The sequence below is a fragment of the Rhodococcus sp. C3V genome, assembly GCF_029269915.1.
GTDB lineage: Bacteria > Actinomycetota > Actinomycetes > Mycobacteriales > Mycobacteriaceae > Rhodococcus_F > Rhodococcus_F qingshengii.
Window position 1 is genome coordinate 417,123 of record NZ_JARJBE010000002.1, and the last position, 24,779, is coordinate 441,901.

A 24,779-nucleotide genomic window follows, 5' to 3' on the forward strand; every position below is an offset into this window, starting at 1 on the left:
TCTTTTGTGAATCGTGAAGCACTCGTCGGCGATGTCCTCGACGCCATGGACGCCAACTTGGTATCCCATGCCTGCCACCTGCATGAACACTTGCCGACGGGATCGGTCACGGTCTCTGCAGATGTTGTCGTCGCAGACAGCGGCCTCACCGACGACACTTTCAACATCATCGCTGGTGCGCGCTTCGCTGTACCTGCTGCTGAAGGCCCGGAAGAAGACCGACGACTACTCGACGTACTCGCGTGGCTTCGAGCAACCGGTCGTCCGTTCTCCTGGTGGACAGGTCCGCGCGACAAGCCCTCTGACCTCGGCGCTCGCTTGTCAGCCCTCGGCTGCGTGCGCTCCGAGGAAGAAAGAGCGATGACGGCAGACTTGGACGTCGTCCCACGCCCAACGCCTGTCTCAGAACTGTGCGTTCAGCGAGTGACGACTCGTTCGAAGCTCGCCGACTACGCCGCCGTGATGGCCGCCAATTGGTCGCCGCCCTCGACCGCAGTAATACGTTTCTTCGAAGACACCGCCGATGACATCCTCGATGAGCGCTCGCGGAGTTCGTTTGTCGTGGGATACGCGAACTCCCAGCCTGTCGCCGGAGCCGAGGTCCATTTTGCCGCCGACGTCGCCGGACTGTATGGGGTCGTCACACTCGAAACGGCGCGCCGACGCGGATTCGGCTCGGCGGTCACCCTTGCCGCACTCGACATCGCCCGCGAGCGAGGTGCCCGAACCGCTGTACTTCAGGCGTCCAGCGACGGCGCACAGCTCTATCGAAACGTCGGCTTCGAGGATGTCGGTACCTACGCCGAGTACTCGATCGGCAGCGGTTAGACGTCCCCGCGGGGACGCTTTCCGTCCTCATCCACGGATGTGTGTCGGTACTGGCATCTATTATCGAACGTACATTCGAAACATTGTCGGACACGCGCCGGGGGGCAACGATGAACGCAGAACTGACCGATACCGCAGCACTGATCAATGAAGAAACGCAGGGTTCCACCCGAAGCGACGTAGAGCAACTCGGCTCCGAAATCTGCGCTCTCGCCGGCCAGATCGCCGCGGCCACGGCTCGATTCCTTACCCTCCTGTCAAAATTCGACGAAGACCGCGGCTGGACCGGCCCTGGACTTCATTCGTGCGCCCACTGGCTGTCGTGGAAATGTGGAATGAGCCTGCACACCGGCAGGGAATATGTTCGCGTCGCCAAAGCGCTCCGACCTTTGCCCGAGATGCGGAAGGCCTTCGAGCAAGGCCGGCTGTCCTACTCGAAGGTTCGCGCACTCACCCGGGTCACGACGCCGTCAAACGAACAGCAGATGGTTCGGTTCGGATGCGAGGCGCCCGCAGCCCAGATCGATCGTCTCGCCGCAGGTCTGCGTAAAGCAACCGACAATGAATCCGGCAAAAGCAAAGCGCCCGAACATCTTCAGGTCCGCTGGCATTGGGACTCGGATACGGGCGAGTTTGTCATCAAAGGACGCCTGCCCGCACAGGACGGCGCCCGAATCCTCGCAGCATTGGCGGTGGCGGAACGTGAACGCACCCGAACCGCTGCCATCCGCCCTGTCGACGAGAAGGCTACAAAGAACCCGGCCGGAAATATCGGACCAGGACTCGTCGCGATGGCAGAGCTCGCCACCGCCGCAGTCACAGACCGCACGTCCAAGGCCGCCGCGAACGAAGTTGTGTTCTTCCACGAAGCGAACACCGTCCGCGTACCGAGTGGACCCGCGCTCCCCCAAAGTGCCGCCGAGGAAGTGCTCTGCAACGCGAAACTTCGCCTGGGAACGACAAAGGAGGGATGCGTTTTGAATCTGGGCCGAAGGACCCGCGTCGTCAGCGCCAAACAAATGCTGGCATTGAATTACCGCGACGGATGTTGCCGCACACCGGGTTGCGGGCGGACTCGCTTCTTACACGCACATCACGTGAAATTCTGGGGACGCGGCGGAAATACGGACTTGGACAATCTGATCATGCTGTGCGGCACCTGCCACCGCGCTGCATGACGGCCAGTTCACGATCACTACTCTCGGCGAGCAGAAGTTCGAGTTCCTTTACGCCAATGGTGACGTCATCGACCCAGCACCACCGACCGAGGGATTCGCTGATGGCCTACTGCGCGGAGACATACCCGACGACGCGATCATCCCAAGATGGGACGGCGAGCCCCTTCACCTCGATCACGCGGTCAGCGTCATCCTCGACGGTTGGGCCGCCTGAGGAAACATTGGTCTAGTCCAATCTGAATCTGCCGCGAACAACAGGACAACCCTCACATCCAGGTAGTGCAATTGGTCTAGTCCTATCGCAAGATGCTTAGCGTGACCAAGAAAATCGCACGCACCTCAGCCGCTATCACACTCCTCCTCGCCGGCGCTGTTGCTGCCGGAACTGCAACTGCTGCAGCAATTCCCGGATCGTCCGACCTCAATCCGTCGGCCGCCGAGAAGACAGTTGTCATCGGCCTCGACGGCACTATGCTCAGCCACATCAAGACCGCCGACGCTCCCCGCCTCCAGAAGCTGATCGCCGAAGGAACCAGCGGAGAATCTTCCATCCTCGGCCACACCACCATCTCCGGACCGTCGTGGTCGACCATTCTGACCGGAGTCTGGGATACCAAGCACGGAGTCAAAGACAACACGTACGCGGGCGCCCGCTTCGACCTCTACCCGAGCGTCTTCACCCGGCTGGAAACAGCAAAGCCCTCCCTCCTCACCGAATCGATCTCCACCTGGGGCGGCATCGACAACATCGCCTCCAGTGGGACACCGAAAGCCGACGTTGTCGTCACCACGGCCGATGCAGGTTCCGGAGCGGCCACCGACGCTGCGACGGCAGACGCCGTCGCCCGCGACATCACAGACAAGGGACCTGACCTGATCTTCACCCAACTCGATCAGGTGGACGGCGCGGGACATAGCGGCGGCACCAACGGCGCTGCGTACGAAGAGTCCATCGCCTCGGTCGATGCTCAGGTGGGCAAGATTGTCGATGCCGTCGATCAGCGCGCAGCAAAGACCGGCGAGAAGTGGACTGTACTGGTCACTGCGGATCACGGGCACAAGCCCGCCGGTGGGCACGGCGGTCAGACACCCGCGGAAGCAACGACATTCGTCATAGCACGCGGCGCGGGATACGCGGCCGGTAAGAACACAGACTCGTACACGATCGCCGACATCACCCCGACAATCCTCCAGAGCCTGGGCGTTGCATCGCCTGCCGATCTGGACGGCAAGCCGCTGGCCAAGGAAGCTCCCGGCTTCGTCGGCTCGGTCGACCTGGGATTCTTCGGCTCCTGATCGCAAGAAGGCCCGGGCCACACGGCAGCAAGGCAGCAGCAAGGCAGCAAAAGGGCCGGGCCGGAGAGCGTGTGCTCTCCGGCCCGACCTGTTGTGGAGCTGCCGGGAATTGAACCCGGGTCCTACGTTGAATCGCTAGGGCTTCTCCGTGTGCAGTTCGCTAAGTCTCTACTTGGATCTCCCAGTCTCGCGAACAAGCCAGGATGACGATCCCAGTCACTGTTTGATGTCCCATTCGACTCCGTGACCGAGCCGAACAGTAAAGCCCTCTAGCTGATGCCAGGAACCGGGTCGAGGGCAACCCCGGGCTGACAGACACGCTTCGCTACTTAGGCAGCGAGAGCGTAGTCGCGCTGATTGGAATCGGCGCTTATAGGTTTGCAGCGACGCTTACGGTGGTCTCTTGCCTGCACCGACACGCTTCCCCTAACTCAACACACGCAGTCGAAACCGTTCAGCCCCGTGTGTGCCCCGCGTCTTTCGTGGGGCTATTCACTATAACGCGCCGAAGTTCGGAAGTCATACCAATTAATCGGCGGCACTTTCCGTGTCCTTCGGCCCAGCCGTTTCCTGCACTGCACCCGCTTCCTGCACTGCACCCGTTTCCTGCACTGCAGCCATCTCACGCTCGGCGGCACCGGTGATGTTGGTGATCATCCCCTGGAAGACGACTCCGTGGAAAGGCAGGATCGAATACCAGTACGCCCGACCCGCGAGCCCGCGAGGGAAGAAGACCGCGCGTTGATCGAGGTGGGAACCCACCGGCCGTCCGTCGGCACCGGCTGGGCCTTCTGATACTCGCAACTCCAACCATGCTCCGCCCGGGACCTTCATCTCGGCGCGCAATCGGAGCAACTTGCCTCGATCGATTTCTTCGACCCTCCAAAAGTCCAGGGCTTCGCCCGTGTTGAGCCGGCGTGGATCCCGCCTGCCCCGGCGCAGTCCGACACCACCGACCGCGCGGTCCATCCACCCCCGAATGGCCCACGCCAAAGGGAATGAATACCAACCGTTCTCGCCGCCGATCGACTCGACCACCGACCAGAGGGTTTTCGGATCCGCCGCGCAGTCACGTTCGCGATGATCGACGTAGACCGCTTCGCCGGCCCAATCCGGGTCGGATGGAAGAGGATCGGATGGAGCGCCCGCGATCGTTGCACCGGACCACGCCGTCTCCACCTCACCGGTGTCGATCTTTCGAAGTGCCAGTCGCACCGCTTCTCGATACGGCGTGAGGCCCTCGGCGGGAGGCGGGATGAAGCCGTCGATGTCGTGATTGTGCATCACCGCGTCGTTCTGCAGGGATTCGATCAGGGGCATCGCCAAACCTCGTGGGATCGGCGTGACCAATCCCACCCAGTGACCTGCCAGACGCGGGGTGAGGACGGGCAGGACGAGGATGCGTCGGCGTACCAATCCAGCGACGTCGGCGTAGGTGTTCATCATTTCGCCGTACTGCATGACATCCGGCCCACCGATGTCGAAGGCGCGGTTGACCTCCGGCGTCGTCGCCGCGGCGGCAATCAAATAGTGGAGTACGTCACGCACCGCGATCGGCTGAATGTTGTTGTGCACCCACTTGGGTGTGGTCATCACCGGAAGCCGATTGGTCAAGTGGCGCACCATTTCGAAGGACGCCGAACCCGATCCGATCACCACTCCAGCTTGGAACACAACCGTCGGAACCTCGGACTCGAGCAGGATCCGACCGACTTCGAGCCGGGACTGCAAGTGAGTCGACAACTCTCGGTCGGAGGGATGAAGCCCGCCCAGGTAGACGATCCGTCGCACCCCCGCATCGCGGGCAGCGGCGGCGACGTTCTCCGCGCTTCGCTTGTCGATATCCGAGAACGACCCTCCCCCACCCATGGCGTGAACGAGGTAGTAGACCACGTCGATATCATCGAAAACACCTGAGAGGGTGGCACTGTCGGTCAGATCCCCGCGCTTGATCTCCACGGAATCGTGCCAGGGAACATCGCGTAGTTTCTCCGGGCTGCGCACTACCACTCGAACTCGATGACCCTCTTCGACCAGGCGAGGGGCAAGACGTCCGCCGATGTATCCGGTCGCACCCGTGATCAACACTCTCACTGCGTCCATCACCCCACGCTACGCACAATTCAACTGCGAAGCGCGAGTGCAACCCCGAGGTCGTCGTTGGTCAACATCATGTTGATCCCCGCTCCGGCCTTCGCCCCGGCGGCTGCGGCCATGATGACCTGGGCACCCGGGTCCACGACATTGCCCGCAGCGAACACGCCGGGCACGCTTGTGGCCCCCATCATGTCGACTGTGACGAAATCGCCCATCATCGTCTCGGCGCGCTGCGCACCGAATGCGCGCAAGATCGCATCGTTGGGGTCCATCGTGAGGGCGCCACCGACAAAGACCGCCGAACGCGCGACCACACTGCCGTCGGCCAACCGCACGCCCACCAACCGATCATCCTCGACGACGGGACCGGCAACCTCACCCTCGACGATCGAAATACCGCGAGCCGCAAGCTTTTCCCGATCTTCGGAACTCAGTTCGGTGATGCGATGAAGGAAGAGAACCACGTCATCGGACCACTGGCGAACCATGAGCGCCTGGTGCATCGCAAATTCCGCGCTCTTGGCGATCACGCCGAGCGGCTGATCACGCACGCCGTACCCGTGGCAGTACGGGCAGTGCAACACATCGCGTCCCCAACGCTCGCCGAAGACTTCGAGTTCTACCGTTAGGCGGTCCGTCAGACCCGTCGAAACAAGCACCTTGCGCACCTGAATCTTGATGCCGTCAGCCAGTTCTACCGAGAATTTCTCGCCGTCCCGTGTCACGGAGACAACGGTGCCGTCATGGAACTCGCCGCCGAATTTGCGGACCTCACCTCGGCCGATGGTCAACAATTCTGCCGGGTTCATGCCGTCACGGGAGAGGAATCCGTTCATGTGGTCGGCGGCCGCGTTCCGTGGCGATCCGTTGTCGAAGACGATCACGGATCTGCGTGCCTGACCGAGAATGAGTGCGGCGTTGAGGCCTGCCGCACCGGCTCCGATTACTGCTACGTCGAATGAGTTCTGCGTCATGAATCCAGAATGACAAGAGAACGCAGTCTTGACAAACGCTGTTGCCACTTTGGCAAAATGAGTGCATGACCGAAACATCGTTCGAAGCCGTACTAGCCGGCATCGGCCCTCGCCTACGTGCGTTGCGCCAACAGTCCGACATGACCCTGGCCGATTTGTCGGAGACCACCGACATCAGCGTCAGCACACTGTCGAGACTCGAATCCGGTACTCGCCGAGCCAACTTGGAGCTTCTGCTGCCGATTGCCAAGGCACACGGCGTCCCCTTGGACGACCTCGTGAACAGCAAGATCAAAGATCCGCGCGTGCGCGAAGAACCTCGGACGGTCGGATGTATGACGGTCATTCCGTTGACGAGTCAACCCGGCAATCTGCAGGCCTACAAGATGATCATCTCGCCCACCGACGACGATCGCGAACCGGGATCCCACGAGGGCTACGAGTGGGTCTACGTTCTGTCCGGGCGCATCCGACTCCAACTCGGCGACCGGGATTTCATCATGGGGGCAGGCGAGGCCGCCGAGTTCGACACGCACATCCCGCACCGCATCAGTGCTGCCGACGGCCGGCCGGCCGAGGCGATCAGCCTCTTCGGAAAACAGGGCGAGCGGGTTCACCTACGCGCAGCGCCGGCCGACAGACGCGGCTGAGGAAAATTCTCCGAGAAGCGAGGACATCTACAAGCGGGTGACTCGGTGGAGCGGGTGCACATCGTTGAGAGATGACTGAGAATCCGGCCAAACCAATTCCACCTGTTGTACCGCGCCGCCTGTCTCCGCGCGAGATAGCTAGCCCGATGAATCATCATGACCGAGAAGAGGAATCCCGATGAGTGGAAAAACCACTTCCTACTGCGGTCCGGGCTCGTGCACGATTTGAATCGCTCCGATGAAGTGGTTCGGCGGACCCACCTTGTCGATGTATGGAATGTAGATGTTCGTTCGTCCCACAGGGCCTGCCGACCGCTCAGAGCTCTTGCAGGGTAATTGATCTTGCGTCCAATCATTCGTCGAGTTCGCGGGGCGACGAATTCACGTAAGTGGCGAAAACAAGGGGAATGACATGGAATTACGACAACTCGCGCGCGATCTTCAAGTCTCGCGTATTGGCTTAGGGTGTAACAACTTTGGTACCCGACTGGACCCTGAGGGGAGTACGGAGGTCGTCCGTACCGCCCTCGATGAGGGCGTCACCCACTTTGACACAGCGACGATGTACGGAAACGGACGCTCGGAGGAAATCCTCGGCAAGGCGCTCGCAGGTCAACGAGACCAGGTGGTAATCGCCACCAAAGCGATTCCACGCCCGCGTGAGGTCGATTACAAGCCCGGAGTACTCGCACGAAGCATCGAGGATAGCTGTGAGGCAAGCTTGCGGCGACTCAGCACCGACCGAATCGACTTGTACTACCAGCATGTCCCTGACCCCGATGCTCCACTGGAGGAGGCCATCGAGGCGTTGAATGGGCTGGTAGCCAAAGGGAAAGCCCGCCACGTAGCTTGCTCGAACTACTCCGCGGATCAGATGAGGCAGGCCGAGGGCATCGCCACCGGTACTGGCGCATCGCATTTATTGGCGAACCAGGTCGAATGGAATTTGCTCAACCGCGCGATCGAGGCAGACATTGTTCCCGCCGCACACGAGGTCGGAATGTCAATCATCCCTTTCTTTCCGCTTGCTTCCGGAATGCTCACCGGTAAGTACACGATGCGACGGCCGTTTCCGACCGGCAGCCGACTAGCCAGTGCGCCGTACTTCGCCACACTGGCGACGGAAGAGAACTTCGAGTACGTGGAGAAACTGTCAGCGTTCGCACAAGCGTACGGACACTCGATACTCGAACTCGCCATAGCGTGGCTGTGCGCGCAGGAGAGCGTTCCCTCTGTGATCATCGGTGCGATGAACCCCGAACAAGTGCGATCAAATGTTGCCGCCGCGGAGTGGAAGCTCGACGACGACGTTCTTGCGGCGCTGCCTTCGCGCCCCTGAAAGTCTGCGGTTCAACTCCTTTTGCTGATTTGACTACTGAGCAGCCAGATAGAAAACAAACGGCCCGCGCACTGGTAGCTCGCTTTCGCAGTCCAATGTTGGACTTCCAACCTGTAAGCCGCGTCGACCGTATTCGTTCCGCCGGCAGTCGCAACGACAGGACCAGCACATCACCTCCGAGTGTGTGTGAGTGACGAAGAGAAGTGGCCATCGATGACCTACCAGGCTGTGCAGCCAATCGAGGGCACTGCCCTCTGCTGGGGATGCATCCCACACGCTGATTTGATACAGCTCGCCGAGTTGGCCCGTAGGGGCGGCTTTCCAGAGATCACTGTTCATCCCTCGCAATATTCGATTGTGAAGAGTGCCGACTCCCGAGTGCGGGAGCGCCTGGACGATCTAGGTGTGACTGTTGGCGTGATCGATGCGCTCATGACCTATCTACCCGGCTCTGCTCGACTGGATGAGGTACCTCCACACTGGCGCAAGCTCATGGTAGATCTCGACGAGTGTCTCGAAGCCGCTGAGGCGCTTCACGCTCGCACTCTCAACGTCGCCCATTTCTTGGGTGATCCGACAGTGAAGAGAAACGCGCTGGCGTCGGCGGTGCGACAAGTCGCCGACCGCGCAGCCGAGGTCGGAGTTCGTGTCAGTCTGGAGTTCATCCCCGGCACAGGAATACCGGATCTCGGTGCGGCGTTGGACATCGTCCGGCGAGCCGACCACCCCGGCGTTGGAATCCTGTTCGATACTTGGCACTTTCTGCGCTCGGGTGGTACGCCGACCCAGCTTGCAGAGGTTACCCATGGTCAGGTATTCGAAGTGCAGATCAGCGATCGTGTCCAGCCTGGCCGCCACGATCCCTATGTACCGATGACCGGCCGCCTGGCTCCTGGCGAGGGAACGGCGCCGATCGCGGAGATTGTGCGGGCGTTGGGGGTCGTGGCTCCCGACGTCGTGTTGGGAGTCGAGGTGTTCACCGCTGATATCGGAGATCCGGAGGAAACCGTGGCCCACCTTTCCGCGGCCACTCGGATGTTCCTGCGGAGTACTGAATTTGGTTCGCCCGCGGGCATTGTCGAGCCGTCATGAGCTATTCCGAGGCCCTGAGTTTGGTGCGATACCAAACTCGCACCGCCGCCGCGTTTCCAATTTGGCCACTCCGCCAATCGGAGACCAGTTCAAACCACGCGGGACTCTTTTGACAGGATGGTCGCGGATCGGGGTATCCGGCGTGCAAGTAGCCCAGGTACTCGTCGAGGAATGAAATGGCGCGTTCCTACGATGGGTGTACGGGTCACAGCCGCTGAAAAGGAACTACGCCCCAGCGACGGCAATCATGCCGACTGCCGCCAGCGCCAACAGCATTCCCGCTTGTTGCACGCGGCTTACCCGCTCGCCCAGCATCACCATGGCGAGCAGAACCGTCGCAGCCGGATACAGCGAACCGATCACGCTGACCAGTGAGAGCATTCCGCCTTGGAAGGCGTAGATCATCGTCCCGTTCGCGACGACGTCGAGGACGCTGACGTACACCGCGAGCTTGAGTGGCTCGCCTCGTGGGAGAACGAAGTGACCGGCCGCCAGCGCGACCAACCACACCACGACGGTCGCGGCACCTCGAGATACGGCCAACGCCCACAGCCCGCTGCCCTCGCCGATCTGGTGAAGTGCGATGAACGAGAGTGCAAATGCGCCACCGCTTCCGACGGTCAGAAGAGCCACTTGTCTGGTGAAGCGGAGGGTGATTCCGCCGGCAACCTCACCCGCGGTGTCGTCAGGCGACTCGCGGCTGACCAGGACGACGGCGACCAGCGCGACGGCAATACCCAGGTACGCGATCAACCCCGGCCGCTCACCGAAAGCGAAGCCGACGAGCACCGGAATGCCCGCCACCAGAACAGCTGTCAGCGGCGAGACCACCGACATGGGGCCGGTTGCCAGCGCGAGATAGAACCACCAGACCGCCAGACCACTCGTGACGCCCGCGATCGCACCCCAGATCAGACCGTTCGGCGTCAGCGTCCCGGATACGAAAGGTGCTGCGATCAGAACGATGACGAGCGAGAGTGGATACGAGACGATCACCACACGCAGTGCGGCAACTCGTCGTGACGCAACTCCCCCGACGAAGTCGCTGACTCCGTAGGCAACTGCCGCCACGAGGGCAAGCAGGATGGAGGTCAGCGCATGCCCTTGATACGACGACCGAGCTCGCGGGTCACCTCACGCTCGGCGGTCCGCTTGGCCATGTCCTGGCGCTTGTCGTAGTCCTGCTTACCCTTTGCCAGTGCGAGTTCGACCTTGACCTTGCCGTCGTTGAAGTACATCGACAGCGGGACCAGCGTCTGGTTTCCCTCGCGGGTCTTGCCGACGAGGTGCTCGATTTCACGCTTGTGCAGCAGGAGCTTTCGGGTACGACGTGGCGAATGGTTGTTCCACGTGCCTTGCGTGTACTCCGGAATGTGCAACGAGCGCAACCACACTTCGCCGTTGTCCACCGTGGCGAACGCGTCGACGAGCGACGCCTTGCCTTCACGCAGACTCTTGACCTCGGTCCCGACGAGAGCGATGCCGGCCTCGTAGGTGTCGATGATCGTGTAGTTGTGGCGTGCTTTGCGATTGGTCGCAATGACCTTGCGGCCCTTTTCCTTCACTGTCCGGGCCTCTCAGTCCGCTGTCTTGCTGTCGAATGGTTCTTGCTGTTCCAGCATAGAAGCTCGTGCAAACCGATTATTCGCGGACGTACAGACGCAGCGTCACGTACGCCGTCACCGCGGCCATTCCGACACCGGCAAGTACGAGGATCGGCGAGACGAACAGCACGTCACTGTTGGATATCCGCGCCACGATGTTTGCTTCGTAGACGTCGGACAGGACCCCGTCGATGAAGACGTTCTTCGCCGTGAACAGCCCGGCAATGGCGAGCACCGCACCGATCAAGGCCGCCACGACGGCTTCGAGGAGGAACGGAAGCTGGGTGTACCAACGCGTCGCGCCGACCAACCGCATGATGTTGACCTCGGTACGACGCGTGAACGCGGCGATCTGGACCATGTTGGCGATCAGCAGGATGGCCGCTATCGCCTGGACGATCGCGATCGCGAACGCTGCGTTGCGCACTCCACCGAGCACGCTGAACAGTCGGTCCACCAACTCGCGCTGATTGAGCACACTCTCGACGCCGGGCCTCGAACCGAAGGTGTCGTTGATGACGCCGAACCGCTCCGGGTCACTGAGCTTGACCTTGAACGACGCCGGGAAGCTGTCCGGGCTCACCAGGGCTGCCAGTTCGGGCTGGTCCTTGAACACGCGCTCGGTGGCGTCCTTCACGGCGTCTTCGCGGTTGAGGTACTGAACCGCGACGACGGACGGAGTCTGCTCGAGTTCCTTGCGCAACGAACTGCAGATCTCCTGCTCGCAACCGGGATCGGCCGAAGAGATGTCGTCGGTCAGGAAGATCTGCACCTCGACGCGTTCGAGGAAGATCTGCTGGGTCTTGCCTGCCATCTGCACGACCAGCAGACCGCCGCCGAAGAGTCCGAGGGAGATCGCCGTCGTCAAGATCATGGCGATGGTCATCGTGATGTTGCGGCGTAGGCCGGTCAGGACTTCGCTGAAAATAAAGCTGGCGCGCATCGGGGAATCCGATTCCTTTTCGAGAGGCCGGTTGTTTCACGACAACCGGTGGGCGTACGGGACGTGTGGTCGTAGTCGGCGCTACCTGCCGACGCCGTACACACCCCGCGCTTCGTCTCTGGTCACCTTGCCGAGATCGAGTTCGATGACGCGTCGACGCATGGAGTCGACGATGTGGTGATCGTGGGTCGCCATCACGACGGTGGTGCCGGTGCGGTTGATCCGCTCGAGCAGCAGCATGATGTCCTGGCTCGTTTCGGGGTCCAGGTTGCCGGTGGGCTCGTCGGCGAGCAGCACGAGAGGGCGGTTCACGAATGCGCGGGCGATGGCGACGCGCTGCTGCTCACCGCCGGAAAGTTCGGTGGGCAGTCGATCGGCTTTGCCGGCCAGACCGACCATGTCGAGAACCTCGGGCACAGTGCGCGCGATGACGTTGCGGGGCTTGCCGATGACTTCCAACGCAAAGGCCACATTCTCGGAGACCGTCTTCTGCTGAAGCAAGCGGAAGTCCTGGAACACACAGCCCATGCTCTGGCGAAGCTTCGGCACGCGGCGGGCCGCCAACTTGTTGACGTGGAAATCCGCGACCTCGATGTCGCCGGACGTGGGCGACTCCATCTTGAGCAGCAACCGCATGAACGTCGACTTGCCGGAGCCGGAGGGGCCGATGAGGAAGACGAACTCCCCCTTCTCCACCTCCACACTGACCTTGTCGAGCGCCGGCCTGGTGGAGGCCTTGTAGGACTTCGACACGTTCTTCATGCTGATCACAACTAGCCAGTCTAGCCGTTATCTAACGGTGACCTTGGCGCCACGCGCGAGCACCCTCGTCCTTATCCGGTACCGGTGGTCGCGGGTGACTGCGGCACAGACGTCGGTGCCTGCATCGCCGCGCCAGGTTGGGGAACGGTCGTCGTCGCCGGAGTGGTCGGCACCGTGGTCGCGGACTGTTCGGCGTTGCCCGGCGCAGGCGCGGGACCCGAAGTCGGAGTCGGAGAACCTGAGCTGCCCGTGCTCGATTCCGGAGACTGGGTCTCGGACGTAGTCGTCGGCTCGGTCGAGGACGGCACGGGGGTCGTCGTCGACGGTTTGACCGAGGGCGCGACGTAAGGCTCGGTCTGCGACGTGTCCACGCTGGGCGGTGGTGTCACTGCGGTCGGGTCCTCAGGATTGAGATACGTATGCAACAGATACGTCAATATCCACGCCACGATGAGAATGAAGGTAGAGGTTCGCATCCGGCCGCCGAAGATCCGGGACGGGAGCCAGTCCAGGTGAAACAGTCGGTCGAGTCCGCGGCGCGGTTCCTGATCGGTCATTCGCTCGCCTCCTCGGTCCGTACGGTGTGCAGATCCGGTGACACCGTGATCCCCTGACGTCGCAGTGCTGCGGCGACGCGGACACGAAGAGCGCGTCCGACCTGGAACTGTTTGCCAGGGAGTGTGCGCGCGACCATCCGCACGTTGACCTGATCGACCTCCAGGCTTTCGACGCCCATGACCGTGGGCTCGTCGAGCAGCAGTTTCTTGAGTCCGCGGTCGGCCATCGCGTCGACTCCGACCTGGCGAAGCACCTCGTTGACCCGGGTGAGATCGGCGGTCGCCGGAACCGGAACGTCGATGACGGCGCGTGCCCAATCCTTGGACAGGTTGGTCGCTTTCACGATCTGCCCGTTGGGAACGGTGATGACCTCGCCGTCGGAGTTCCGCATTCGCGTCACGCGCAGGGTCACGTCCTCGATGACACCCTCGGCGTCGTCGGAGGAGCCGGTGATCGCAAGTCGCACGGTGTCACCGAAGCCGTACTGACGTTCGGTGATGATGAAGAAACCGGCAAGAATGTCCTGCACGACGCGCTGTGCACCGAAACCGAGCGCCGCACCGAGAACGGTCGCCGGCGCGACGAGGCTTCCGATCGGCAGGTTCAGTTGGTCGAGAACCTTCAGCGTCGCGATCACGTAGATGAACGTGATGACCACCCAGGTGATGACCTGCGCGACCGAGTGACGATGCTTGGTCGCCTCGGAACGAACCAGCGCATCGCCCAACTGATAGTTGGAGTCGATCTGGTCGGTGACCTTGTTGCCTCCCCAACTGACCAACCGGGCGAGAATCATCGCCCCGAGCACGGTCATGAGGACGGACAAACCGGTGGTTTGAAGCCAATCGAGCAGGTTCTGCCCAGGTCGAAGTAAAGTCATCGTGCCTTTCGGTATCCGAACGCTATGCGGACTGGTTCTCGCTCATGCGCCAGCGGATGCCGGCCTCGAGGAACCCGTCGATGTCGCCGTCGAGCACTGCCGACGGGTTGTTGACCTCGTACTCGGTACGCAGGTCCTTGACCATCTGGTACGGATGCAGAACATAGGAGCGCATCTGGTTGCCCCACGAGCTGCCGCTGTCGCCCTTGAGCGCATCCATCTCGGCGCGCTCTTCCTGACGCTTGACCGCGAGCAGCTTTGCCTGCAGGACGCGCATCGCCGACACCTTGTTCTGGAGCTGCGACTTCTCGTTCTGACAGGTGACGACGATTCCCGTCGGGATGTGCGTGAGTCGAACGGCGGAGTCCGTCGTGTTGACCGACTGGCCGCCGGGACCGGACGAGCGGTAGACGTCGACGCGGATGTCGTTCTCGTTGATCTCGATGTGGTCGGTCGTCTCGACGACCGGCAGTACCTCGACCTCGGCGAACGACGTCTGACGACGACCCTGGTTGTCGAAGGGGCTGATGCGAACGAGCCGGTGAGTGCCCATCTCGACGGACAACGTGCCGTACGTGTACGGGCCTTTGATCGCGAACGTCGCGCTCTTGAGTCCGGCTTCTTCGGCGTACGACGTGTCGTAGACCTCGACGCCGTAGTCGTGCTTCTCCGCCCAGCGGATGTACATACGCATGAGCATCTCGGCCCAGTCTGCAGCGTCGATACCGCCGGCACCGGAGCGGATGTTGATGAGCGCGTCGCGCTCGTCGTACTCGCCCGAGAGCATGGTCTTGACTTCCATCGCCGCGATGTCGTCTCGCAGGCTCGCGCGCTCGGCGTCGGCGTCGGCCACCGCGTCGGGGCCTTCGTCTTCTGCCAGTTCGTAGAGGATCGGCATCTCGTCGAGTCGCTCGCGTAGTGCCACGATCCGGCGCAGCTCGGCCTGCGCGTGGGAGAGCTGGCTCGTGACCTGCTGGGCGTGTTCCTGGTCGTTCCACAGACCCGGGTCGGCTGCCTGGTGCTCGAGCTCGTCGATGCGTCGGCGCAGCTCCTCGACGTCCACAACCGATTCGCAGGTGCGAAGGGTGGTGTCGAGGGCGTTCAGGTCTGCAATTACGTCGGGATGCACGGTTCTCAAGGCTACCGGGTGCCGACCTCGGCCCTGCCGCCCGTCACGTATTGGGATCACCGGGACTGGAAGCCTTGCCAACCTCGCTCCGAGGGAACCTACTGGAACGATGACTGTCACCGACGAATACCTGCAGAACAACGCCGCCTACGCCGAGCAGTTCACCGGACCGCTCCCCCTCCCACCCAGCAAACACGTCGCCGTACTCGCCTGCATGGACGCCCGTATCGACGTCTATCGGGTGCTGGGAATCAAGGAAGGCGAATCGCACGTCATCCGCAATGCGGGTGGAGTCGTCACCGACGACGAGATCCGATCCCTGGCCATCAGCCAGCGTCTGCTGGGAACTACCGAGATCATCCTCATCCACCACACCGACTGCGGAATGCTGACGTTCACCGACGACGACTTCAAGCGATCCATCCAGGACGAGATCGGCATCAAACCAAATTGGGCTGCCGAATCGTTTCCCGACATCGACGAGGACGTCCGTCAGTCGTTGAAGCGCATCGAGAACAGTCCGTTCGTCACCGCGACGACCTCCCTACGCGGATTCGTCTTCGACGTCGCAACCGGAAAGCTGAACGAGGTCCTCCCCGATTGAGCCGGTAGGTTGTGTACCCGTGACCGATCGCGCATCCGACCTCGCACTCGCCCTCCGTATCGCCGACGAGGCTGACGCGATCACTCGCGCCCGCTTCGGCGCCCTCGACCTTCGAGTGGACGACAAGCCGGACCTCACCCCCGTCTCCGACGCCGATCTGGCTGTCGAGCGAGCAGTGCGCGCGACGCTCGGTGAGCATCGTCCTACGGATTCCGTACTCGGCGAGGAATTCGGCGGCGACGCAGTCTTCGAGGGCAGACAGTGGGTGGTCGACCCCATCGACGGGACCAAGAACTTCGTCCGCAACGTACCGGTGTGGGCCACGCTGATCAGCTTGCTCGAGGACGGCGTCCCGGTCATCGGCGTCGTGAGCGCACCTGCACTGAATCGGCGATGGTGGGCTGCAACAGGTTTGGGTGCACATACTTCCTTCGGGGACAGTGATGCGCGGGCGATCCAGGTATCCGCCGTCGATCGCAGCGAGTCAGCGAGCCTGAGCTTCTCGAGCCTCTCGGGGTGGAAGGACCGCGGAATTCGCGATCAGTTCGTCGAACTCACCGACGACGTCTGGCGCGTGCGCGGTTACGGGGACTTCTTCTCCTACTGCCTCGTGGCCGAAGGCGCCGTCGACATTGCTGCCGAACCCGAGGTGTCGCTGTGGGATCTGGCAGCGCTCGACGTATTGGTCCGTGAGGCCGGCGGCGCGTTCACCGATCTGGACGGCGGCGCAGGTCCGCACGGCGGCAGCGCGGTCGCCACCAACGGACTGCTGCACGAAGACGTTCTGGCCCGCCTGCGGTAACACCCGAGTACCAGAACATCCCACCCGCCGCAAGGGTCCGAGGGAGGAGTTCCGACAGGCCCGTCGGCAGGATTCGGCACGACATCTCGGCCCGTTGACTGGAAGTAGTTGATCACGCACTACTTCCAGGAGAACGATGAACCGGATTTCCAGGCGCACGATTCTGTTCGGTCTGGCCGCAGCGCCCCTCGGGCTCGCGGTGGGCTGCGGCGCCGACCCGGCAGCGAAGAGCGCCACGTTGGCGGTGGCCGGAACTTCGCGTCCGCTACCGATTCCGCCGCTTGCCGAATCCACCGTCGACGACGCCGGTGTTCGCCACTTCACACTTCGTGCCGGTGCCGGGACCACCGAGATCGTCGCGGGAAAACTCACCGACACTTGGGGTTTCAACGGATCCATTCTGGGGCCGACCGTCCGCGCCGAACGCGGAGAATCTGTCGCATTCACGATCGACAACACACTGGCAGAGCCCACGACCGTCCATTGGCACGGCATGCATCTGCCCGCCCGATACGACGGCGGCCCGCACCAGACCATCGAAGCCGGCGGACGCTGGGAACCGGCGTGGACGATCGGCCAGTCGGCGTCGACGCTCTGGTATCACCCACACCCGCACGGATCCACCGAACGGCACGTGCAGCGCGGTCTCGCCGGACTGTTCCTGATCGACGACGCCGACACGCGGGCGTTGGACATCCCCAAAACCTATGGTGTCGACGATGTTCCGCTGATCATCCAGGATCGTCGATTCCTCGCCGACGGCAGCTTCGACGAATCGGATCCGACCGACATAGGCCTGCTCGGCGACACGATCGTCACCAACGGCATCTCCGACGCCTACCTCGACGTCACCACCGGGGTCGTCCGGTTACGCATTCTGAACGGCTCTTCCGGCCGTCTCTACAACCTGGGGTTCCCCGACGACCGCACGTTCGATCTGATTGCCACCGACGGCGGACTGCTCGAATCACCTATTGCGATCAAGCGGATTCAGCTCAGCCCCGGCGAACGAGCCGAGATCGTGGTTCGCGTCGACCCCGGTGCGACGACCACACTGGTGTCGTTCCCGATCGAGGACGGCGGTGGCGTGAGTTCCTCCGACGCCGAGAACTTCGGCATGAACGACCGCTTCGACATCCTCGAACTGCGGGGCGTTGCCAGCCGCGCGTCACGGTCGACTCTCCCGGCGCAGTTGGCCGTACTGCCGAGTCTGGATCCGTCGAAGGCAAGCGTTTCCCGAACCTTCGATCTGCAGTGGTACATGATCAACGGGCAACGAATGGACATGAACCGCATCGACTTCGAGGCCGAGGTCGGCGCGACCGAGGTGTGGACGATCACCAACAAGGACAACTGGCCACACAATTTCCATGTCCACGACGTACAGTTCCAGATCCTCGACGTCGACGGTCGCACTCCTCCGCCTCACTTACGAGGACTCAAGGACACTGTTTACACACCGCCGGGCAGCAGGGTTCGCGTCGCACTGCAGTGGTCCGAGTACACCGATCCCACTTTCCCGTACATGTTCCACTGCCACCTGCTGATGCACGAGGACCAAGGGATGATGGGCCAATTCCTCGTGCTCGAACCGGGACAGAAGGCGGCTCCGATGCAGATGGACATGCCGATGGACATGCCGATGGACATGCCGATGCCTTCGTCTGGTTCGCACTCCGGTCACTGAAAGTTCTGCAAGTGGTACACGGCGAGGCGAACCCGATTGTCGCAACCGGTCTTCGACATCAGGTTCGCCACGTGCGTCTTCACCGTGGTCACACCGAGATGCAGCGTGTCCGCGATCTCCTGATTGCTCTTCCCTTCTGCCACCAGCGCGAGGACCTGCGATTCGCGATCGGTCAACGGAACCTTCTCCGTCGCAGCAGTGTCTGCGATACCACCGATCACCGCTCGATCCACAACGCGGCGGAGAAGTTCCGGAGTGAACACCATCTCGCCCTCGGCGATCCGCCGAATGGCACCGAGCAACTCGGCGGGTTCGGTGTCCTTGACGAAGAATCCCGAAGCCCCCGCGGCGAGTGCGGGATACAGATGATCGTCGTCGTCGAAGGTGGTCAGCACGAGGATGCGCGCTCGACGACCGGCCTTGACGATCTGCTGCGTGGCGCCGATCCCGTCCAGCCCGGGCATTCTCAAGTCCATCAGAATCACGTCGGGATCCAATTCTGCAGCGAGCGCTACCGCCTCGACGCCGTTCGACGCCTCACCGGCCACGGTCATGTCCTCGGCTGCCGCGCACAGCATCCGCAAACCGGCGCGCACAAGTCGCTGGTCGTCGACGATCAGCACGCTGATCACGAGACATCGCCCGAGACAACGAGTGGAATACTCACGTGCACTTCCCATTTCCCGTCACTGTTGGTGCCCGCGGTCATCTCGCCGCCGACCAACTCCGCACGCTCCTGCATTCCCACCAGGCCATGACCTGCACTCCGAGGCGATCCCTCGACGTCGTTGACAACCCTGACATGCACCCGGTTGTCTTCGCGACCGACCGAGACCGATACCAGCCCCTTCTTGTCGCCATGCTTCATGACGTTGGTCAGTGATTCCTGAATCACCCGCAACAACGTCAGCCTCCCGATCGCGTCGAGATCGGCTGCGCCTGACTCGACATTCTCCTGGGCATCGAAGACTGCCTGCACCTCGAAACCCGCCGCACGCACACGATCTATCGCCGCCTCGATTTCCGCCTCGACGGCATCCGGCTCGACCAGAGCGACCTCACCGAGCGAAGGATCACGAAGTGCGACCAGGAGGCGACGGATATCGGCCAGCGCATCGGACGCAGTCCCACGCACATCCGCGAGGACCTCACGCACGGCCTCGTCCTGGGGCGCCAAGACATGTTGAGCCACGCCGATTCTCAGGACGATCGATGCCATGTGGTGCGCAACCAGGTCGTGCAGTTCGCGGGCGAGCGCACTGCGCTCCGCAGCGCGGGTCTGCGCAAGATTGTTCGCGGCCAATTCACGCTGCGAGCGTAGATACAGCCCGAGCAGCAGTGGCAACCCCACGTACGCAAGCACTTTCACAGCCGTCGTGACAGACCAGAACGCTTCGTGAGATTCGAACCAGATCCCCGCGAGCACCGAACCGCACCATCCTGCTGCCGATACGGCAACCATTTCTCTACGCTCGGCCCGCATCGTGACGTCGACGACGGCGACCGCCCCGAGATACGGAACAAGCTCGGACAGCCCCCAGGCGTCGGCGACGAACATCGGAACGGCGAGCGCCGAGATGACCAGGGACGCGAAGACCGGCCATCGACGGCCGACGGCGAAGGCGAGCGACGACAGCATCGACAGAATCCAGTAGGTGAGGGGAACTCGATACTCCCCCGGATACGTGCTGGCGATCAACAGGCACGGGACCACCACCAACGGCGTGTAGCGCACGTACCGCTGTATCCGATCTGGCACCTCTGTCCGGTTCACCCCTCGAGCCTATGACGCGCATCATTTCGCGGTTTCTCGACAACAGACCTTACTGATGAGTAAGATAAGGATCGTCCAACGCCCCAACACCGAGAAACAGCTGGTGATCATGACCAAGCAAGACAGTGTTGCCCCCGACAAGAGCGCTCAGCGCAGCGAATCGGGCGCGCAGCGCGGCGGCGCCAAGGGTGCGCCCCGCGACACGTCCGCCGTCGGCCTGAACCCGATCAAACGCGACGCCATGGGCGCAGCCATGCGTGTGCTTACCAAGATCACCGGTTCGGAACTGGCCGAGAAGTTCAATCTGCGTCAGACCATCGATCGCGTGACCTACGAGGGCACCAAGACGGGCTTCAAAACCCTGGGTGCCGCCACTCGAGGATTCCAGAAGGTCTCGGGCAACGGCGCACCCAAGCGCCTGCCCGACAACCCGAGCAAGAACGCCGACTACTTCGATCTGACCCCCGACGACGACCAGAAGATGATCGTCGAGACCGTGCGCGAGTTCGCGGCCGAAATCCTGCGTCCCGCAGCGCACGACGCCGACGGCGCAGCGCAGGCACCCGCCGATCTCTCCAAGCGCGCAGCCGAGCTCGGCATCACGCTGATCAATGTTCCCGAAGAACTCGACGGAGCAGCTGCCGATCGCGGCGCGGTCACCAATTCTCTTGTCGCCGAGGCACTTGCGCACGGAGACATGGGGCTTGCACTTCCGATCCTCGCACCCAGCGGCGTTGCAGTCGCACTGACGCAGTGGGGCACCGACGCGCAGCAGAAGACCTACCTTCCGGCCTTCACCGGCGAGCAGGTCCCCGGCGCAGCAGTGGTGGTCAACGAACCACGCGCACTGTTCGATCCGTTCGCCCTGCAGACCAAGGCAGTTCGCTCCCCCAGCGGCTACAAGCTCAACGGCGTCAAGAGCTTGGTGCCCGCCGCGGCTACGTCCGAACTCTTCGTCATCGCCGCAGAACTCGACGGCAAGCCGTCCTTCTTCATCGTCGAATCCGACACCAAGGGACTCGTCGTCGAAGCAGATCCCAGCATGGGACTGCGCGCCGCAGGCCTGGGTCGCCTGATCCTCACCGATGTCGCTGTGTCGGAGTCCGCACTGCTCGGCGACGGTGACGCCGAGCAGCGCAAGGCCGAATACGCCGACGCGATTCGCCTGGCTCGCCTCGGTTGGGCGTCCATGGCCGTCGGAACCAGCCAGGCAGTTCTCGACTACGTGATTCCTTACGTCAACGAGCGCGAAGCGTTCGGCGAGCCGATCAGCCACCGCCAGGCGGTTGCCTTCATGGTCGCCAACATCGGCATCGAACTCGACGGACTGCGCCTGGTCACGCTTCGGGGCGCTTCACGCGCCGAGCAGGGCTTGTCTTTCGCTCGCGAATCCGCTCTGGCCCGGAAGCTGGCTTCCGAGAAGGGCATGCAGATCGGCCTCGACGGTGTGCAACTCCTCGGTGGACACGGGTTCACCAAGGAACACCCGGTCGAGCGCTGGTACCGCGACCTCCGTGCCATCGGCGTTGCCGAGGGCATCGTCCTCATCTGACGCCGCTGAACTTCCAGGAGAACCACGATGATCAACCTCGAACTTCCCAAGAAGCTCAAAGCATCAGCGAACCAGGCACATCAGGTCGCGGCGCAGATCTTCCGACCCATTTCACGTAAGTACGATCTCGCTGAGCACGAGTATCCCGTCGAGCTCGACACCATGGCCGCCATGGTCGAAGGCCTCTCCGATTCCGGTGGAGACATCGGCGGTGCCAGCGGCGGACGGTCCGACGCGAGCGCCAAGGGCGGCAACGCCAACGGCGGCAACATGTCTGCGCTCCTCAACTCGCTCGAAACGTCTTGGGGCGACGTCGGACTCATGCTCTCGATCCCCTACCAGGGGCTCGGCAACGCCGCGATCGCCGCAGTGTCAACCGACGAACAGCTCGAACGTTTCGGCAAAGTGTGGGCCTCGATGGCCATCACCGAACCGAGCTTCGGTTCCGACTCCGCCGCCGTGACCACCACCGCCGTTCTCGACGGCGACGAGTGGGTTCTCAACGGCGAGAAGATCTTCGTCACCGCCGGTGAGCGTTCGACGCACATCGTCGTGTGGGCGTCGGTCGACAAGTCGAAGGGCCGAGCGGCCATCAAGTCGTTCGTCGTTCCGCGTGACGCACCGGGCCTGAGCGTTGCTCGCCTCGAGCACAAGCTGGGCATCAAGGCCTCCGACACCGCAGTACTCCTGCTCCAGGATTGCCGCATTCCCGCGGACAACATCCTCGGCAGCCCGGAGGTCAACGTGGAGCAGGGCTTTGCCGGCGTCATGCAGACGTTCGACAACACCCGGCCCCTCGTTGCAGCCATGGCCGTCGGCGTCGGACGCGCAGCTCTCGAAGAACTGCGCGGCATCCTGACCGAAGCCGGTGTCGAGATCTCCTACGACACACCGGTCTACAACCAGCATGCAGCTGCAGCCGAGTTCATCCGTTTGGAAGCCGACTGGGAGGCCGCGTACCTGCTGTCTCTGCGCGCGGCGTGGATGGCCGACAACAAGAAGCCGAACTCGCTCGAAGCGTCCATGTCCAAGGCGAAGGCCGGCCGCACCGGCACCGACGTGACGCTCAAGGCAGTCGAGTTGGCCGGCACTTACGGCTACTCGCAGCGCCCGTTGCTCGAGAAGTGGGGCCGCGACTCGAAGATTCTCGACATCTTCGAGGGCACCCAGCAGATCCAGCAGCTGATCGTCGCACGCCGCCTGCTCGGAAAGTCGTCCGCCGAACTGAAGTGACGGTCGCACGGACCAGATCCCGAAACACTCCGCCCCGCCACCTTTCGAGGTGGCGGGGCGGAGTGCTCGGTCGCCATCGTGAAACTTCACCACCGAAACCTGATTGCGCATTAGTGTGTAATCAGTCCTACAACGACGCTCGGAAGAGGTTCACGTATGCCCGGATTGGTCACCAAGGTCACTGACACCATCGGCGCGGCGGGGGTCATGTTCCGAGCCGGACTCGTCCCGTTCCCTCGCCTCGATCGCGGACTCAAATCCATTGCAGCCGTGGACAAGTACGGACCCTTTGCCGGGCCGGTCCATGCACACGCCGAGAACGGCTACGACGCGGTGGCGATCATCGACGAGCGCGGCCCCATCACCTATGCCGAGCTCGAGCGTCAGAGCAACGCGTTGGTCCGGGCGTGGCAGGCCGACGGCATCACCTCCGACTCCGTCATGGGTGCGATGTGCCGTAACCATCGAGGCTTGGTCCTGACCATGCTGGCGGCAGCGAAGAACGGAACGAAGCTCGTTCTCATGAACACGGGCTTCGCTCGGCCCCAACTCGTGGACGTCGCCGCGCGGGAGAAGGTGGTCGCCTTCGTCTACGACGACGAGTTCGCGGACATCGCCGATGCCTTGCCGGACGACGTCGTCGTCTATCGTTCCTGGCCAGAGGGCACGGCCGCTGACGGTTCCACGGCAGCTACTCTCGACGAGGCCATCGCCGGACGCACCACGTCGTCGGTGCCGGCACCCGAGAAGAACGGTGGCTTCGTCCTCCTCACCAGCGGCACAACGGGAACTCCCAAGGGTGCGCCGCGTGGCCACACCTCCCCTCTCGCGTCGGCACAGTTCCTCGACCGCGTGCCGTTGCGCCGCGGACAGACCATGATGATGGCGGCCCCCGCCTTCCACGGAACCGGTGTCTCGCAGTTCGCTCTCGCGTTGGCGCTCGGCCAGACCGTCGTCATGCATCGAAAGTTCGATCCGGAGAACACGATCAAGCTTGTCGCCCAGTACAAGTGCGACAGTCTGGTCGTGGTCCCGACGATGCTCACTCGCATCATCGACCTCGGTCCCGACGTGCTGTCCAAGTACGACACGTCGAACCTGAAGATCATCTTCTCGGCAGGTTCGTCACTCTCACCCGACCTGTGCAAGCGAGTCACGGCCTCGTTCGGGTACGTCCTCTACAACCTGTACGGATCCACCGAGGTCGCAGTGGCCACGGTCGCGACTCCCGAGGATCTGACCATTGCGCCGGGAACCGCGGGCCGCGCTCCGGTGACCTGTCACGTCGAACTGTTCGACGAGAACAACAAGAAGATCACCACCCCACACACGATCGGCAGGATCTTCGTCGCCAGCGGGCTGAGCTTCGAGGGATACACCGACGGGCGCGACAAGGAACGTATCGACGGACTTCTCTCGACCGGCGACGTCGGACACTTCGACGCCAACGGCCTCCTCTTCGTCGACGGCCGCGACGACGACATGATCGTCTCCGGTGGCGAGAACGTCTACCCGCTCGAAGTCGAGAACCTGCTCGCCGATCGCGAGGACGTCTTGGAAGCGGCAGTCATCGGAGTCGAGGACGCCGACTTCGGGCACCGTCTGCGAGCGTTTGTCGTCGTCGCCCACGGCGCCGACCAGAACTCCGACGAGCTGAAGGATCACGTCCGGTCGAATCTCGCGCGCTACAAGGTTCCCCGCGAGATCGTCTTCATCGACGAACTTCCCCGCAACGCCACCGGAAAGCTGTTGCGCCGCGTCCTGATCGAGATGGAGATCAGCGAAGACTGAGCACAG

The 24,779-nt window shown here is 62.6% G+C and carries 23 protein-coding genes and 1 other RNA gene; 12 read left to right on the top strand and 12 right to left on the bottom strand.

Translation table 11 applies throughout. The features are described from left to right. Positions 1-6: 6 nt before the first annotated feature. From P3G66_RS06960 to P3G66_RS06970, 3 genes are all read left to right on the top strand, one after another. Positions 7-828 (top strand): GNAT family N-acetyltransferase, encoded by an 822-nt coding sequence (locus P3G66_RS06960; RefSeq protein WP_082238979.1) that lies wholly within the window; start codon positions 7-9, stop codon positions 826-828. 110 nt (positions 829-938) lie between these two features. Continuing rightward, positions 939-2,006, top strand: coding sequence for an HNH endonuclease signature motif containing protein (locus P3G66_RS06965; protein WP_007731294.1), 1,068 nt, complete (start codon positions 939-941; stop codon positions 2,004-2,006). Between the two features lie 306 nt (positions 2,007-2,312). Beyond that, positions 2,313-3,302, top strand: a complete 990-nt coding sequence (locus tag P3G66_RS06970; RefSeq protein WP_276116340.1) for an alkaline phosphatase family protein — start codon at positions 2,313-2,315, stop codon at positions 3,300-3,302. A gap of 91 nt (positions 3,303-3,393) precedes the next feature. On the opposite strand, the gene ssrA is transcribed toward P3G66_RS06970, so the two are convergent. The 3 genes from ssrA to P3G66_RS06985 form a co-directional block, all read right to left on the bottom strand. Next, positions 3,394-3,764, bottom strand: a transfer-messenger RNA (tmRNA) gene (gene ssrA, locus P3G66_RS06975). 66 nt (positions 3,765-3,830) lie between these two features. After that, complete coding sequence (locus P3G66_RS06980; RefSeq protein WP_007731292.1) at positions 3,831-5,405, bottom strand: SDR family oxidoreductase; 1,575 nt, start codon at positions 5,403-5,405, stop codon at positions 3,831-3,833. 20 nt (positions 5,406-5,425) lie between these two features. Continuing rightward, complete coding sequence (locus P3G66_RS06985) at positions 5,426-6,373, bottom strand: NAD(P)/FAD-dependent oxidoreductase (protein ID WP_007731291.1); 948 nt, start codon at positions 6,371-6,373, stop codon at positions 5,426-5,428. Positions 6,374-6,438: 65 nt separating this feature from the next. Between P3G66_RS06985 and P3G66_RS06990 the strand changes: the two genes are divergently transcribed. The 3 genes from P3G66_RS06990 to P3G66_RS07000 all read left to right on the top strand — a co-directional run bounded on the left by P3G66_RS06990 (position 6,439) and on the right by P3G66_RS07000 (position 9,454). Continuing rightward, positions 6,439-7,023 (top strand): XRE family transcriptional regulator, encoded by a 585-nt coding sequence (locus P3G66_RS06990; RefSeq protein WP_007731290.1) that lies wholly within the window; start codon positions 6,439-6,441, stop codon positions 7,021-7,023. A 412-nt stretch (positions 7,024-7,435) separates the two neighbouring features. Then, positions 7,436-8,362: an aldo/keto reductase gene (locus P3G66_RS06995; protein ID WP_039973210.1), complete on the top strand. Its 927-nt coding sequence runs from the start codon at positions 7,436-7,438 to the stop codon at positions 8,360-8,362. Positions 8,363-8,575: 213 nt separating this feature from the next. Further along, positions 8,576-9,454 carry a sugar phosphate isomerase/epimerase gene (locus P3G66_RS07000; RefSeq protein WP_081305372.1) on the top strand — a complete coding sequence of 293 codons (879 nt, stop codon included), beginning with the start codon at positions 8,576-8,578 and terminating at the stop codon, positions 9,452-9,454. A gap of 225 nt (positions 9,455-9,679) precedes the next feature. On the opposite strand, the gene P3G66_RS07005 is transcribed toward P3G66_RS07000, so the two are convergent. The 7 genes from P3G66_RS07005 to prfB all read right to left on the bottom strand — a co-directional run bounded on the left by P3G66_RS07005 (position 9,680) and on the right by prfB (position 15,330). Next, on the bottom strand, positions 9,680-10,537 hold the full coding sequence (locus P3G66_RS07005) for a DMT family transporter (protein WP_073512801.1): 858 nt from the start codon (positions 10,535-10,537) through the stop codon (positions 9,680-9,682). 8 nt (positions 10,538-10,545) lie between these two features. After that, entirely contained in the window at positions 10,546-11,019 is a 474-nt protein-coding gene (gene smpB / locus P3G66_RS07010; protein WP_003942330.1) for an SsrA-binding protein SmpB, read from the bottom strand. Between the two features lie 76 nt (positions 11,020-11,095). Further along, positions 11,096-12,001, bottom strand: coding sequence for a permease-like cell division protein FtsX (gene ftsX / locus P3G66_RS07015; RefSeq protein WP_003942367.1), 906 nt, complete (start codon positions 11,999-12,001; stop codon positions 11,096-11,098). A gap of 81 nt (positions 12,002-12,082) precedes the next feature. Next, positions 12,083-12,772 carry a cell division ATP-binding protein FtsE gene (ftsE, locus tag P3G66_RS07020; RefSeq protein ID WP_003942294.1) on the bottom strand — a complete coding sequence of 230 codons (690 nt, stop codon included), beginning with the start codon at positions 12,770-12,772 and terminating at the stop codon, positions 12,083-12,085. A 62-nt stretch (positions 12,773-12,834) separates the two neighbouring features. After that, on the bottom strand, positions 12,835-13,320 hold the full coding sequence (locus tag P3G66_RS07025) for a hypothetical protein (protein WP_007731286.1): 486 nt from the start codon (positions 13,318-13,320) through the stop codon (positions 12,835-12,837). Next, positions 13,317-14,201 (bottom strand): mechanosensitive ion channel family protein, encoded by an 885-nt coding sequence (locus P3G66_RS07030; protein WP_003942304.1) that lies wholly within the window; start codon positions 14,199-14,201, stop codon positions 13,317-13,319. Before P3G66_RS07030 ends, P3G66_RS07025 begins: the two co-directional genes overlap by 4 nt. A 22-nt stretch (positions 14,202-14,223) precedes the next feature. Beyond that, positions 14,224-15,330 carry a peptide chain release factor 2 gene (gene prfB / locus P3G66_RS07035; RefSeq protein ID WP_003942364.1) on the bottom strand — a complete coding sequence of 369 codons (1,107 nt, stop codon included), beginning with the start codon at positions 15,328-15,330 and terminating at the stop codon, positions 14,224-14,226. 109 nt (positions 15,331-15,439) lie between these two features. Between prfB and P3G66_RS07040 the strand changes: the two genes are divergently transcribed. The 3 genes from P3G66_RS07040 (at position 15,440) to P3G66_RS07050 (ending at position 18,423) form a co-directional block, all read left to right on the top strand. Then, on the top strand, positions 15,440-15,934 hold the full coding sequence (locus P3G66_RS07040) for a carbonic anhydrase (RefSeq protein WP_007731285.1): 495 nt from the start codon (positions 15,440-15,442) through the stop codon (positions 15,932-15,934). A 19-nt stretch (positions 15,935-15,953) separates the two neighbouring features. Next, on the top strand, positions 15,954-16,736 hold the full coding sequence (gene hisN, locus P3G66_RS07045) for a histidinol-phosphatase (protein WP_054187613.1): 783 nt from the start codon (positions 15,954-15,956) through the stop codon (positions 16,734-16,736). 136 nt (positions 16,737-16,872) lie between these two features. Continuing rightward, the gene (locus P3G66_RS07050; protein WP_276116341.1) at positions 16,873-18,423 is read left to right on the top strand and encodes a multicopper oxidase domain-containing protein; all 1,551 of its coding nucleotides are present in this window, start codon (positions 16,873-16,875) and stop codon (positions 18,421-18,423) included. Here the strand turns inward: P3G66_RS07050 and P3G66_RS07055 are convergent. Together P3G66_RS07055 and P3G66_RS07060 are read right to left on the bottom strand one after the other, a co-directional pair. Continuing rightward, on the bottom strand, positions 18,417-19,055 hold the full coding sequence (locus P3G66_RS07055) for a response regulator transcription factor (protein WP_047271656.1): 639 nt from the start codon (positions 19,053-19,055) through the stop codon (positions 18,417-18,419). The genes P3G66_RS07050 and P3G66_RS07055 overlap by 7 nt on opposite strands. Further along, positions 19,052-20,197 (bottom strand): histidine kinase, encoded by a 1,146-nt coding sequence (locus P3G66_RS07060; protein ID WP_276116342.1) that lies wholly within the window; start codon positions 20,195-20,197, stop codon positions 19,052-19,054. The genes P3G66_RS07055 and P3G66_RS07060 overlap by 4 nt, the downstream gene beginning before the upstream one ends. A gap of 103 nt (positions 20,198-20,300) precedes the next feature. Here P3G66_RS07060 and P3G66_RS07065 point away from each other — a divergent pair, with 103 nt between their 5' ends. The 3 genes from P3G66_RS07065 to P3G66_RS07075 all read left to right on the top strand — a co-directional run bounded on the left by P3G66_RS07065 (position 20,301) and on the right by P3G66_RS07075 (position 24,773). Continuing rightward, positions 20,301-21,749 (top strand): acyl-CoA dehydrogenase family protein, encoded by a 1,449-nt coding sequence (locus P3G66_RS07065; RefSeq protein WP_003942317.1) that lies wholly within the window; start codon positions 20,301-20,303, stop codon positions 21,747-21,749. Between the two features lie 27 nt (positions 21,750-21,776). Then, a complete protein-coding gene (locus P3G66_RS07070) occupies positions 21,777-22,982 on the top strand; it encodes an acyl-CoA dehydrogenase family protein (protein ID WP_003942363.1) in 1,206 nt (401 codons plus the stop codon). A 156-nt stretch (positions 22,983-23,138) separates the two neighbouring features. Continuing rightward, positions 23,139-24,773, top strand: a complete 1,635-nt coding sequence (locus P3G66_RS07075; RefSeq protein ID WP_003942348.1) for an acyl-CoA synthetase — start codon at positions 23,139-23,141, stop codon at positions 24,771-24,773. Positions 24,774-24,779 lie beyond the last annotated feature (6 nt).